The 12878-nt window shown below is 69.0% G+C and carries 12 protein-coding genes; 7 read left to right on the top strand and 5 right to left on the bottom strand.

Annotated features, from left to right (window positions below; all coding sequences use genetic code 11):
• Nucleotides 1-87: 87 nt before the first annotated feature.
• The 3 genes from JOF29_RS02495 to JOF29_RS02485 are packed head-to-tail and all read left to right on the top strand — an operon-like array spanning nt 88 to nt 2804.
• Nucleotides 88-891: an ABC transporter ATP-binding protein gene (locus JOF29_RS02495; protein ID WP_209692607.1), complete on the top strand. Its 804-nt coding sequence runs from the start codon at nt 88-90 to the stop codon at nt 889-891.
• Nucleotides 888-1709 carry an ABC transporter permease gene (locus tag JOF29_RS02490; protein ID WP_209692606.1) on the top strand — a complete coding sequence of 274 codons (822 nt, stop codon included), beginning with the start codon at nt 888-890 and terminating at the stop codon, nt 1707-1709. The genes JOF29_RS02495 and JOF29_RS02490 overlap by 4 nt, the downstream gene beginning before the upstream one ends.
• A 36-nt stretch (nt 1710-1745) precedes the next feature.
• Nucleotides 1746-2804 (top strand): ABC transporter substrate-binding protein, encoded by a 1059-nt coding sequence (locus JOF29_RS02485; RefSeq protein ID WP_209692605.1) that lies wholly within the window; start codon nt 1746-1748, stop codon nt 2802-2804.
• 60 nt (nt 2805-2864) lie between these two features.
• Here the strand turns inward: JOF29_RS02485 and JOF29_RS02480 are convergent, their stop codons facing one another.
• The 3 genes from JOF29_RS02480 to JOF29_RS02470 all read right to left on the bottom strand — a co-directional run bounded on the left by JOF29_RS02480 (nt 2865) and on the right by JOF29_RS02470 (nt 5113).
• Complete coding sequence (locus JOF29_RS02480; protein WP_209692604.1) at nt 2865-3524, bottom strand: hypothetical protein; 660 nt, start codon at nt 3522-3524, stop codon at nt 2865-2867.
• Between the two features lie 67 nt (nt 3525-3591).
• Nucleotides 3592-4509 (bottom strand): GlxA family transcriptional regulator, encoded by a 918-nt coding sequence (locus JOF29_RS02475; protein ID WP_209692603.1) that lies wholly within the window; start codon nt 4507-4509, stop codon nt 3592-3594.
• A 4-nt stretch (nt 4510-4513) separates the two neighbouring features.
• Nucleotides 4514-5113, bottom strand: a complete 600-nt coding sequence (locus tag JOF29_RS02470; RefSeq protein WP_209692602.1) for an isochorismatase family protein — start codon at nt 5111-5113, stop codon at nt 4514-4516.
• A 194-nt stretch (nt 5114-5307) separates the two neighbouring features.
• Between JOF29_RS02470 and JOF29_RS02465 the strand changes: the two genes are divergently transcribed.
• Together JOF29_RS02465 and JOF29_RS02460 are read left to right on the top strand one after the other, a co-directional pair.
• A complete protein-coding gene (locus tag JOF29_RS02465) occupies nt 5308-6540 on the top strand; it encodes an aldose epimerase family protein (RefSeq protein WP_209692601.1) in 1233 nt (410 codons plus the stop codon).
• Between the two features lie 139 nt (nt 6541-6679).
• Nucleotides 6680-7882, top strand: coding sequence for a cytochrome P450 (locus JOF29_RS02460; protein WP_209692600.1), 1203 nt, complete (start codon nt 6680-6682; stop codon nt 7880-7882).
• Nucleotides 7883-7900: 18 nt separating this feature from the next.
• Here JOF29_RS02460 and JOF29_RS02455 read toward each other — a convergent pair whose 3' ends face one another.
• Nucleotides 7901-9250 carry a hypothetical protein gene (locus JOF29_RS02455; protein WP_209692599.1) on the bottom strand — a complete coding sequence of 450 codons (1350 nt, stop codon included), beginning with the start codon at nt 9248-9250 and terminating at the stop codon, nt 7901-7903.
• Between the two features lie 193 nt (nt 9251-9443).
• Here JOF29_RS02455 and JOF29_RS02450 point away from each other — a divergent pair, with 193 nt between their 5' ends.
• Nucleotides 9444-10343, top strand: a complete 900-nt coding sequence (locus JOF29_RS02450) for a phosphotransferase enzyme family protein (protein WP_209692598.1) — start codon at nt 9444-9446, stop codon at nt 10341-10343.
• A gap of 63 nt (nt 10344-10406) precedes the next feature.
• Nucleotides 10407-11804, top strand: a complete 1398-nt coding sequence (locus tag JOF29_RS02445; protein WP_209692597.1) for a sensor histidine kinase — start codon at nt 10407-10409, stop codon at nt 11802-11804.
• On the opposite strand, the gene JOF29_RS02440 is transcribed toward JOF29_RS02445, so the two are convergent.
• Nucleotides 11782-12867 carry a Gfo/Idh/MocA family protein gene (locus JOF29_RS02440; RefSeq protein ID WP_307863115.1) on the bottom strand — a complete coding sequence of 362 codons (1086 nt, stop codon included), beginning with the start codon at nt 12865-12867 and terminating at the stop codon, nt 11782-11784. The two genes, JOF29_RS02445 and JOF29_RS02440, sit on opposite strands and share 23 nt — an antisense overlap.
• Between the last annotated feature and the right edge of the window lie 11 nt (nt 12868-12878).

Genomic DNA, 12878 nt, shown 5'->3' with positions numbered 1-12878 from the left:
GCGACCAACTTGCGCAACGCGGACAAGGCTTCCCGCGGCCACCGCCATTTCCCTAACGTGACGGCACTCACACGGAAGGAGCCGTAGATGACGGCCATCGAGCTTCGCGGGGTGACCAAGCGGTTCCCCACCGCCGACGGCGGAACCTACACGGCGTTGAAGGATCTGGACCTCACCGTTGCCGACGGCGAGTTCTGTGCCGTGGTCGGTCCGACCGGATGCGGCAAGTCGACCACGCTGACCCTGGTGGCCGGCCTCGAGCAGCCGTCCGCCGGAGAGGTCCTGGTCGAGGACAAGCCAGTGACCGGAATCGACCCGACCACCGGGTTCGTCTTCCAGCAGGACGCCGTGTTCCCGTGGAAGACCGTCCTCGACAACGTGTCCGCGGGTCCGCTCTTCCGCGGCACGCGCAAGGCGGACGCCCGGCTGCTGGCCCGCGACTGGCTGCGCCGGGTCGGGCTGACGGGCTTCGAGGACCGGTACCCGCACCAGCTGTCCGGCGGTATGCGCAAACGGGTCGCGCTGGCGCAGACCCTGATCAACCAGCCGAAGGTCTTGCTGATGGACGAGCCGTTCAGCGCCCTCGACGTACAGACCCGCTCGATCATGTCGACCGAACTGCTGTCGCTGTGGGACCAGACCCGGCCCGCGGTCGTGTTCGTCACCCACGACCTGGAGGAGGCGATCGCGCTCGCCGACAAGGTCGTCGTACTGACCGCCGGTCCGGGCACGGTGAAGGCGGAGTTCGCCATCGACCTGCCCCGGCCGCGGGTCGTCCAGGAGATCCGCTTCGACCCGCGCTTCGTCAAGCTGTACGAGCACATCTGGGAGGCGCTCCGCTCGGAGGTCGAGCAGGCGTACGCGCGGTCGACCGGCGTGGTGGCGGCATGAGCGCCCGGCGGCCGTGGACGCCGCGGCGCCGGTTGATCCTCGGGCTCCGGATCGGCGTCCTGGTGGCCTGGCTCGGGGCCTGGGAACTGGCCGCCCGGACCAAGCTGATCGACCCGTTCTTCTTCGGCCAACCCAGCGCGGTGTGGTCGCAGATCGTCACCTGGGTCACCCAGGGCACGGCCCAGGGCAGCCTCGGTCAGCAGATCTTCGTGACCATGGAGGAAGCCGTGATCGGGTTCCTGATCGGCGTGAGCGCCGGCGTGGTCGCGGGCATCGGGCTCGGCCGGAGCCGGCTGCTCGCGGACGTGCTGGCGCCGTACATCAAGGTGCTGAACTCGATCCCGCGGATCGTGCTGGGCTCGCTGTTCCTGGTGGCGTTCGGGCTCGGGCTCACCTCGAAGGTGCTGCTGGTGATCGTGCTGGTGTTCTTCGGCGTGTTCTTCAACGCGTTCCAGGGAACCCGCGAGGTGGACCGCAACCTGACCGCCAACGCGCAACTGCTGGGCGCATCCCGCTGGCAGCTCACCACCCAGGTCGTGCTGCCGTCGGCGTTCACCTGGATCCTCGCCAGCCTGCACGTGAGTTTCGGCTTCGCGATCATCGGCGCCATCGTCGGTGAGTTCCTCGGCGCCGAGAAGGGCCTCGGCATGCTGATCAAGACAGCTCAAGGGAACTTCAACCAGAGCGGCGTACTGGCCTGCATGGTGCTGATGGCCGTGGTCGCGCTGCTGGCCGAGTTCCTGATCACCCGGCTCGAGAAGCGACTGTTGCGCTGGCGCCCCGCGGCGGCCGGCGACACCGGCCTCGCCGCGCTCTGAACGACCCCCAACAGCTCAGAAAAGAAGGAGAAACTCGTGAAGAAACGTGTCGCCGCAGCCGTTGCCTGCACCGCCGCACTCGCCCTGGCGGGATGCGCCAACAACGCCCAGGGCGGGTCGAACGGCCAGGCCGTCGCCGGGTCGAGCGTGAGCGGGGAGAAGGTCACCATCATGGTCGGCGGGCTGGACAAGCAGATCTACCTGCCGTTCATGCTGGCCAAGCAGCTGGGCTACTACGACAAGGCCGGCGTCAACGTGGTGCTGATCGGCGAAGGCGCCGGCGTCGATGCCACCACCGAGATGATGGCCGGCAAGGTGCAGGGCACGGGTGGCTTCTACGACCACACGATCGCGCTGCAGGCCAGCAGCAAGTACGCCGAGGCGGTGGTCTCGATGCTGCAGGTTCCTGGTGAGGTCGAGCTCTGCCGCAGCGACCTCAAGGGCACGGTGAGCAGCCCGAAGGACTGGAAGGGCCGCCACCTCGGGATCACCGACGTGGGGTCGTCGACCGACTTCCTCACCCAGTACCTCGGCACCCAGAACGGCATCGACCCGTCCCAGACCACCCGGATCGGCGTCCAGGCCGGCACCACGTTCATCGCCGCGATGGAACACAAGCAGATCGACTGCGGGATGACGACGGAGCCCACGGTGTCCAAGTTGCTGTCCGACAAGGCGGCGTACATCATCGAGGACACCCGGACGGCCGAAGGCGCCAAGAAGGCGTTCGGCGGGACGTACCCGGCGACCTCGCTCTACATGCAGACGAGCTACGTCGAGGCGCACAAGGACGTCGTCCAGAAGCTCGTCAACGCGTACGTCGCCACGCTGAAGTGGATCCAGTCCCACTCGGCGGCCGACATCGCGGACAAGATGCCGGCCGACTACTACGCCGGTGTCGGCAAGCCGGCGTACGTCGCGGCGCTGAACAGTGAGAAGGGCATCTACAACCCGACCGGCATCATGCCCACCGACGGGCCGAAGACCTGCCTGGCCGTGCTGTCGGCCTTCAACCCGGCGGTCAAGGGCAAGGCGATCGATCTGACCAAGACCTACACGAACCAGTTCGTCCAGTCCGCCCAGCCCCTGTCCTGACCCCTCCCCCGTTCGGCGGCACGATGCCCCCCATCGTGCCGCCGAACCACATCCCGCGCGTCAACTGGTGACCTTGGCGGCTGCCTGGCGGGCGAGTTTGTCGAAGTTCGGCGCGGGTACGCCGGGACCCATCTCGCGGAAGGCGAGGACCGACACGGTGCGGCCCTTCAGTGTGACGGCGTACGGAAAGCCGCCGGCCTCGCTGCCGGGGTCGTTCGGCTTCGGGTAGTCGTACCAGCGGATCACCTGGGTCAGGTCACCCGAGGCACCCTTGACCACGCGGTTCTCGGTGATCTTCCGCGCGTGCGTCGGCGCCGGCTTGCTGTACGTGCAGGTCTTCAGCGTCGCGATGACCGAGTTGTACGCCGCCCGCGCGGACGCCGGGTTCGCGTACTGGCTCACGTACTGCGCGCCGTACGCGTCCATCTCGTCGGTGAAGCCCCGCGCCATCCGCGCCGCCACGTGCTTCCCCTCGGTCGATGCCGGACCGCAGTACGTCGACGGCAGGAGCCCCTTGTCAACCTGCGTGCTCCAGGCGCGGCGCGCATCCGCCTGCTTCACCTGTCCGACGGTCAGCAACTGCGAACGGCTCAGCGCCGTCGCGGTCGTGGTGGCGGCGCCGGCCCCCTGCGTGGCCAGCAGGCTCAGCCCCACCGCCAGCGTCGCCGTCGCCGCACCGGTCGCGACCGCCCCTCGACGGATGCTCCGAGCAACCTTCATGGTTCGTCCCCTCGTTCGATCAGTTGTCCCTGGTAGACGTCCGATGCGAGGGAAAAGTTGTTCTGGTCTAGACAGAAGCACGAGACCGCAACCGGCGCAGCATCCGCGGGTCCTCGAACCCGACCGAGCGGGCCGCCGACTCGATCGTGCTGCCGTGGCCGATCAGGTGCTCGGCGCGCTCCACCCGGAGCAGCTGCTGGTAGCGCAGCGGCGTGAGACCGGTCGCGGTGGTGAACATCCGGGTCAGCGTGCGTTCGCTGACGCCGACGTCCCCGGCCAGCTCGGCGAGCGGGAGCCTGTCGGCGTACCGGGCGTCGATGACGTCCTGGACGCGGTGCGCGAGGTCGCTCAGGTGGTCGCGGTGCCGGAGCATCGTCGACTCCTGCAGCTCGTCGCCGTTCCGCCGGGCGTACACGACCATCTCCCGCGCGACCCGGGCGGCCGCCTCCGCGCCGCGGCCGACCGCGACCAGGTGCAGCGCGAGGTCGATACCGCTGGCGATGCCGGCGGAGGTGATCACGCGATCGTCCTCGACGTACAGCACGTCCCGGACGATGGTCGCCCGCGGGTAGCGGGCGGCCAGCTCGTCGGTCAGGTCGTGGTGGGTGGTGAACCGGCGGCCGTCGAGCAGCCCGGCCCAGCCGAGCGCGTCGGCGCCCGAGCAGATACTGGCGACCGCTCCGCCGGCATCGTGGTGCGCCCGCAGCCGACGCCGGAACTCCGGCCCGATCGGCGGCTCCGGCGACAACCGCGGCGACCGCCACCCCGGCACGACGATCAGGTCGCCGGGCTCCAGCTCCGGCCACTCCGACTGCGTCCGCAACGGCACGCCCTGCGCGGTCGCGACCTCGTCGGACTCGGCCACGTACGACACGTCGTAGGAGTACCCGAAGTCGTTCGCAGTCGTGAACACCTGCGCCGGCCCGGCCAGATCCAGCAAGTGGAGCCGCGGCACCAGTACGAAGAGCACGCGGGTAGGTCGCATCTGGTCAGGATGCCACGGGTACGGCGGTCAGCTCGTCGAGGGTGCGGACGGTGGCGAACCGGCCGGCCAGTGCGTACTCGGTGCGCTCGGTGACCTGGTCCGCGGTCAGCGTCCGCGGGTCGGCGAGGATCTCCTCGACGGACGCCTGCTCGCGGATCGACCAGTGCGCGAGCGCCATCGTCGCAGTCGCCTCGGTGACGAACACGACGTCGTACCCGAGGTCCGACCCGACCCGCGCGGTGGTCTCGCAGCACTGCTCGGTACGGATACCGCAGACAACGATTTCGGAAACGCCTTCCTGCGTCAGCAGTTGCTGCAGATTCGTTGTGGTGAAGGCGTTGTGCGACGTTTTCCTGATGACGCTTTCCGTCGGCAACGGTTCGAGGCCGTCGATGAGCCGGACATGTCCCTCGGCCGGGTCGAAGGCGCCGCCGGTCCCGGGCTCGGTGTGCAGCACCCACACCACCAATTCGTCCCGCTCCCGGGCCGCGCGCACCAGGCGCTGCACCCGGCCGGCGATGTCGGGGTGGTTCACCAGCTGCCAGTTCGGGCGGACCCGGAACGATTCCTGGACGTCGATCACGATCAGTGCGGTTCGGCTCATGACCCCATCCTGCGCGCGCACCGGCGTACCGCAGAAGGCTCGATCGGGCCGGTTAGCGGACGGATCTGGTCACACCTCGAGAGAGCGGACGAATTCACACCGTTCCGAACTGTTCCAAACACTCCTACGCCGTGCTTATCGTGCCCAGGTCTGTCCGTCTACAACGATTGAGCACGACGATTGAGGGGATTGCGATGCCCGAACACCTGCCCCGCCGCCAGGTCCTCCGGACCGCCGGCGCACTGGGCCTCGGTGCCGCCGCCGCGGGCGCACTCAGCAGCACCGCGGAAGCGGCCACCCGAACCGCCACCACCAGTGGTACGCCGGATAAGTTGACGACCATGGGCGCACACCACGGCAAGCTCGAGATCCGCAAGGACCCGTTCGGCACCACCCCGGACGGCCAAGGGGTGGACGTCTACACGTTCACCAACGGCCGGGTGACGATCTCGATGCTGACCTGGGGCGCGACCCTGCAGCGGATCGAGACCCCGGACCGCCGCGGCCACACCGAGAACATCAGCCTCGGCTTCGACAACCTGCCGGACTACGCGAAGCTCAGCCCGTACTTCGGCGCCACCATCGGCCGCTACGGCAACCGGATCGCCAAGGGCAAGTTCACGCTCGACGGGACGGCGTACCAGATCCCGGTCAACAACGGCGAGAACGCGCTGCACGGCGGCACGATCGGCTTCGACAAGAAGGTCTGGAAGGCCAAGGTCGTCCAGGACGACAAGTCCGTCGGCGTCGCGTTCACCTACGTCAGCCCGGACGGCGAGATGGGCTTTCCCGGTGAGCTCACCAGCACCGTCACGTACACGCTGGACACCCGCGACAACCTGCGGATCGGCTACCACGCGACGGTGGCCGGCAAGCCGACCATCGTCAACCTCACCAACCACTGCTACTTCAACCTGCTCGGCGAGGGCAACGGCACGATCTACGACCACGTGCTCGAGCTGAACGCGCCGAAGTACACCCCGGTGGACGCGACGCTGATCCCGACCGGCGAGATCGCCCCGGTCGCCGGTACGCCGTTCGACTTCAGCCGGCCGACCGCGATCGGCGCCCGGCTCCGCGGTGACCACCAGCAGCTGGTGTTCGGCCGCGGGTACGACCACAACTTCGTGCTCGGGGGCCGGCCGGACAAGGACGGCCTGCGGCTCGCCGGCCGCTTCTGGGAGCCCGAGCACGGCCGCACGATCGAGGTACACACCGACCAGCCCGGCGTGCAGTTCTACAGCGGCAACTTCCTCGACGGCACGTTCCTCGGCATCGGCAAGAAGGCCTACCGCCAGGGCGACGCGTTCGCGTTCGAGACCCAGCACTTCCCGGACTCCCCGAACCACGCCAACTTCCCGCCCACGGTCCTCCGCCCCGGCGAGACCTACAAGTCCACCACCGTCTACTCCTTCGGCACCAAGTAGGCGGCGGATCCCTGCGCAGGCACAAGTGGCCAAATCCGGCCTTCGACGACCTCCAAAGCCGGGTTGTGCCTGCATGGGGATCCACATCCGACGCGCCGAACCCCGAGCAAGGGTTACCTAAGTTACCTAGGCTCGGGGTATGCCTGAGCCGGTCTTGCAGATTCCGTTCGAGGACGCGTTTCGGTTCGATCCGTCGCCGACGTTCGCCGAGCTCCGCGAGGGGCGGCCCGTCGCACGGGTGCGGACGCTGGCCGGTGCCGAGGTGTGGCTGGTGACACGGTACGACGACGTCAAGCTCGTGCTGGCCGACCCGAGATTCTCCCGGGCCGCGGTGGTGCAGCAGGGCGCGCCGCGGGTGGCGCTGGCCAAGCCGATGCCGAACAGCCTGACCACCACCGACCCGCCGGAGCACACCCGCCTCCGACGGTTGGTCGTACCAACGTTCGCGCACCGGAAGATCGAGCGCACCCGGCCGTGGGTCGCGGAGCTGTCCGCACAACTCGCCGAGGACGTCGCGCAGGCGGGCGACGGCGCCGACCTCAGGCAGCTGGTCGCGCTGCCGTTGCCGATCCAGGTGATCTGCCGGCTGCTCGGCGTACCGTACGCCGACCGCGCGCAGTTCCGGGAGTGGACCGAGCTCGGGTACAGCATGAAGATGGCCGAGAAGGACCTGGTCGAGGACGCGATGACCAACCTGACCGCGTACATCGAGGACCTGGTCACCAAGAAGCTCGCGAACACCGACGCACCACCCGAGGACCTGCTCGACGAGCTCGTCCGCGCCCGCGAGGAGGGCGACCGGCTCAGTCAGGAAGAACTGATCGCCTTCGGCGTCAACCTGCTCGTCGCCGGCCACGAGACCTCCGCGAACCAGATCTCCAGTTGCGTCGCGACCCTGTTGCGCCGGCCGGAGAACTGGGCGCGGCTCGTGGAAAACCCTGCCCTGGTCCCGTCCGCGATCGAGGAACTGCTGCGGTTCAACAGGTTCAGCGAGGTCGGTCAGCTCCGGGTGGCGCTCGAGGACGTCGAGCTGCACGGCGTACAGATCAAGGCCGGTGAGGGCGTGATGGCCGCACTCAACTCGGCGAACCGGGATCCGCGCGCGTACGACGCACCCGACGAGCTGCGGCTGGACCGGGCCGACAACAAGCACCTGTCGTTCGGCTTCGGGCCGCACTTCTGCCTCGGCGCGCAGCTGGCGCGGATCGAGCTGCAGGAATCGTTGCTGGCCCTGATACGGCGGTTCCCGCGGATGAGTCTGGCGAAACCGGCCGAAGAGCTCGAGTGGCGTCGCGTACTGGTGAGCGGTCTCGCCGAACTGCCGGTGAACCTCAACCTCTGAGGTCCACCGGCAGCATGGTCAGTTCGGCGAGCTGAAGACCAGGCCGTGCTCGGTCTCGTACTGCTCGATGAACCGGCTCGCCATCGGCTCGCTGCAGTTGACGGCGGTGGCCAGGTTCTTCGCCGTCCGCTCGTGGCCCTCCGGCCAGTCGGCCAGCATGTTCCACGCCCGCATGCGCTTCTTCTCGAGGTCGGTCGGTTCGACGGCTTCCTCTTCGACCGGCTCGGCCTTCGGTGTGGTGATCAGCGCCGGCGGCTTCGGGTCCGTCGGACCGGCGAACGGCGACGGCGGCTTCGGCTTCTCCACCAGTGGTTCCGCCTTCGGCTGCGGGGCGAACGGCTTCAGGCTGCCGCTCGCCGTACCGTTCACGACGTGCTGCGGCTCGCTCTCGTCCTCGACCACGACGGCCTCGGACACGTTCCCGCTGTCGGTCTCGGGCTGGTCGACGATCGCCATCAGCTCACCGGTCCAGGCGTCGTCGTCGCGCAGCCCCACCCCGGTGCCGTCCGCACGCCGCGGCTGCCCGCCCTCGAGCACCCAGACGGCAGCCGGTACGCCGGGCCGCTCGTCGGACTGCTCCGGCGGCGGCGAGATCGCCTTGGTCAGCTTGTTCGTGATGACCTCGTAGTTGATCCGCTCCTCGAGCATCCCGGCCAGCCGGTCCGGGTCGTACGTCGTCTCGGCGATCTTCGCCAGCCGCTCGTCCTGGTGCTCGGAACGGATGTACTCCGCGACGGTCCCGGCGATCGCCTCGCGACGGCTCCGGTTCCGGATCTGGTGGTGCGCCGCCCGGAGGCTTTCGTACAGCGAGTAGCCGTGCTCGATCGCCAGCGACCGCGCCAGCCAGGTCACGCGCGGCTCGCGGGCCCACTGCACGATGCCGTAGACCGGACCGGTCTCGCGCATCTGCCCGGCGCGACGCAGTGCGTCCCGGCGCCGGGCCGAGCTGTGGATCAGCCAGAGCACGTACGCGAACGCCGACAGGCCGCCGAAGCCGAAGGCCAGGAACCGCTCCTCCGGGCGCCAGTGCCCGACCACGTTGAACACGACCGCGACCAGCGCCGCGAAGAACGACATCGCACGGTACGCGTACGCCTGCTCGCCCTTGCGCCGGCGCAGGTCGGCGAGCGCCGCGGTGGCGACACCGCCGAGCTCGAGCACCGCGACGGCGGGTGTGACGAGGATGATCTTGAGCAACGGCGAGAAGCCGTCGCTCGGCCAGGGGATGTGGGTCACGCCGGCCCAGACCTGGCCGACCAGCGCCGCGGCAGCCGCGGTCGCGTAAAAGGCGTAGGCGACTTTGTCCGCACCGGTGAGGGGTACGTTGACCAGTTCGCCAGTACTGGTGCTGCTGGTGTTCTCCTGCAAGACGTGCACTCCTGACCGGTATGGGCTCTCCGGCAGTTCGTCGGGTGGGTGGTACGGCGGCCCCCATAGCGCGCTGCACGAGGCTACCGGTTTCCGGCCCCGAAAGGGGAGGCGAATCCGGAAACGTCTCGAACCTCCCCAGTCTTGCCCGAGTTCTAACCTGCGAATTCGCAACGCCCTCTCGTCTCGGGTGATGATCCAGACCTTCCGGTCGTTGCCCGAGCCGGCCGCACTGGCCGCCCACCTCGGTCCGCGGTACGGCGTGACGTTCGAGCACTGCGAGCTGCGCCGGACGTTGGTGAACGACGTGTACGAACTGGCCACCGGCGACGCGCGGTACGTGCTCAAGCTCTACCTGTACGGCAGGCGCGAGGCGGACGAAATCCGTTGGGAGACAGGGCTTTCGGCGCATCTGCGCGCGGCCGGCGTCCGCACGACGGAGGTCGTGCCGCTGCTCGACGGCGACACCGTCGGCCTGCTGGAGACACCTGAAGGACCCCGCCCGTTCACCCTGCTCGAGTACGTCGAAGGGAGCACGCCGCGGCCACCCTTCACCGACGAACTGTATGACGCGTTCGGTCGGCAGGTCGCTGCATTTCACGATGCCGCGGAGAACTACACGTCGCCGTACTTCCGGCCGCCGGCGGAAGACGTCGACCAAGCGCTCGAACAAATCCTCGCCGTCGACGACGCGGAGGAAAACCTGCTCCGGACACTGACGGCGAGAGTACGGAACAACCTCTCGCAGTACTCAAAGGCAGGAACCTGCCACGGCGATGTCTCGATGGACAAAGTTTTGTTGACGCCACAGGGACTTCTGTTGCTGGATTTCGATCTGGCCGCGACCGGTCCGGTGGCGGCCGATTTCTGTGGCGTCGCGACGACGCCGCACTGGGAGGCGTTCAAGGCCGGCTACCGGATCCGGCGCGAGATCACCGCCGAGGACGAGGCCGCGATCCCGTACCTGCAGATTGTCGGGCGGATCCTCAACCTGCGCTTCCACGTGGTCGACAAACCCCGCTACCGGGGTACCGAGTCGCGGGGTGAGGGCTGGGCGGCCGGGGAGTACGAAGGGTTGCGCGCACTGCTCTGACTTCACAGGAAGGTGCCAGGAAACGTGGAGCGAGTGTGAGGGCTGGTTGTTCATGCTGAAGGCATGAGGTTTGCGGCGCGGTCCTTGAGTGTGCGGGTCGCGGCGGCGATGGTCGTGCTGGTGGCGGTGGTGAGTATCGCGATCGGCGGACTGACGACCGCCGCGATCAGCTCGTACCTGACCAACCAGCTCGACGGCAAGGTGACCGCCGCCCAGGGGCGCGCGGCCGGCGCACTGCGGAACGGCGGCCCGCCGCCGGACGCGCCGCACGGGCAGGACGCGGGCACCGTGACCGTCTACCGACAGGCGTCCGAGGTGGTCGGCACCGTCATCACCTCCGACGGGCAGCTCACCGCCCTGTCGGACGAGGCCATCAACGTCCTCGACCAGTCCGCCACCGACCAGAACAGTACGGTCAGCCTCCCGGACCTCGGCACGTACCGCGTCCGGGCGTCGAACATCGGCCCGGTCACCGTCATCGCGGGCCTGCCCACGAAGGACATCCAGAACACCGTCAACAGCCTGATCGGTTGGGAGGCGCTGTTCGGCGGCCTCGGTGTCCTCGCCGCGGGCGGTGTCGCGATCTTCGTCGTACGACGTCAACTCCGGCCGCTGCGCCAGGTCGCGCAGACCGCACGTGAGGTGGCCGCGCTACCGCTGGACACCGGCGAGATCGGGGTCACCGCGCGGGTCCCCGACCAGCTCACCGACGAACACACCGAGGTCGGGCAGGTCGCGGTCGCGCTGAACACGTTGCTCGGGCACATGGAGAACGCGCTCGATGCCCGGCACCGCAGCGAGCAACAGGTCCGGCAGTTCGTCGCCGACGCGTCGCACGAGCTGCGGACACCGCTCACCACGATCCACGGCTATGCACAGCTCAGCCTGCACCAGCGCGACCCCGAGCTGTTCACGCACGCGATGGGCAAGGTGATGGTCGAGACCACCCGGATGGCGTCGCTGGTCGAGGACCTGCTGCTGCTCGCCCGCCTGGACGCCGGCCGGCCGCTCGACCGCCGCCCGGTCGACCTGTCCCGGCTCGCCCGCGACTCGATCACCGACGCCGAGATAGTTGCCCCCAGCCACCATTGGGAGCTGGCCCTGCCGACCGACCCGATGATCGTGATCGGCGACGAGCAACGCCTGCACCAGGTGGTAACCAACCTGCTCACGAACGCCCGCCGCCACACCCCGCCCGGCACCACGGTCACGGTGGCCATCACCCACCACGAGCACTCCGCCGTACTGACCGTCCATGACGACGGCCCCGGCATCCCCGCCGACCTGCTCCCGAACGTCTTCCGGCGCTTCACCCGCGCCGATACCGCCCGCACCCGCACCAGCGGCGGCACCGGCCTCGGCCTCTCCCTCGCCGAGTCGATAGCCCACGCCCACGCCGGTACCTTGACCCTCACGTCCAAGCCCGGCAGTACGACGTTCAGCCTCGCGTTGCCGGTGTGACCCAGGGAGCCCGGATCTCGGAGAACAGCGCGAGTTCGTCGGAGGCGCGGTCGATCCACTTCTCCACGTCGTGGAGGATCGGGCGGCGGTCCAGGCCGTCGCCCTCCCACCGGATGAGGTCGGGTGGGATCACCGTCGGGTCCGGCGCCGTCCGTACCGCCTCGACGACGCGGGTGAAGCCGCCGGTTGCCTCGAGCGGAACGTAGAGCGGTACGGCGGGGTCCGCTCGATGGGCCAGCAGGTTCTCGAGGAGATCCGCGCGGCCGTACTTCGTGGTGCCGATCAGGTCGGACTGGTACGTGAGCACCGCGCGGCCCTTCGACCCGTGGACGATTACCGACGCCTCGAGGTGTTCCGTGGCGCACAGCGTGACCGCGATCAGGATCGGCGTACCGCGGCTGGTGGTGATGCGGACCGACGACGTGTCGTCGGACTCGATCGGGTTCGCCCGGTACAGCTCGGTCTCGATCGAGCGGATGTCGTCCACGCCGGTCGACCCGTCCAGCAGCAGCGCGGCGGCCGTCGCGTGGGCGAGCGGGTTCGTCACCGCGCCGTCGACCACGTCGATCCCGTCCAGCCGGCGTCGCCCGGACCAGCGGGCGCGCTGGAAGTAGCGGGCCGTGCGTACCCACTTCCCGGTCGCGCTGATCCCGCGGAGTTCGCCGAACTCGCCGTCGGCGATCAGCTTCGCCAGCGTGAGCGTGGCCTCCGAGGCCTGCGCCTGGAAGCCGACCTGCAGCGCCCGTCCGGTCTCCCCGACCACCGCGGTCAGCTGCTGGAACTCGTCCAGCGACGCCGTCGGCGGTTTCTCCAGCAGTACGTCGGCGCCCGCCCGCATCGCCAGCTCCGCCAGCGGGACGTGCGTCTGGATCGGCGTACAGATCACCACCACGTCGACCTCGGTGCCAGCCAGCAGCTCGTCCAGGGCGGCGTACACCTGGACGCCGGCCGGCAGGTCGCCGCCGCCCTGCGGATCGGCGACGGCGACGAGCTCGGCCCCGGGCAGCCGGGTGACGTTACGGACATGGGAAGCACCGTGGCCGTGGATTCCCACCACGGCCACGCGGGCCACCG

The sequence above is a fragment of the Kribbella aluminosa genome (assembly GCF_017876295.1).
GTDB lineage: Bacteria > Actinomycetota > Actinomycetes > Propionibacteriales > Kribbellaceae > Kribbella > Kribbella aluminosa.
Note: the sequence above shows the minus strand (reverse complement) of the source record. Positions and strands in the feature narration are given on the sequence as shown.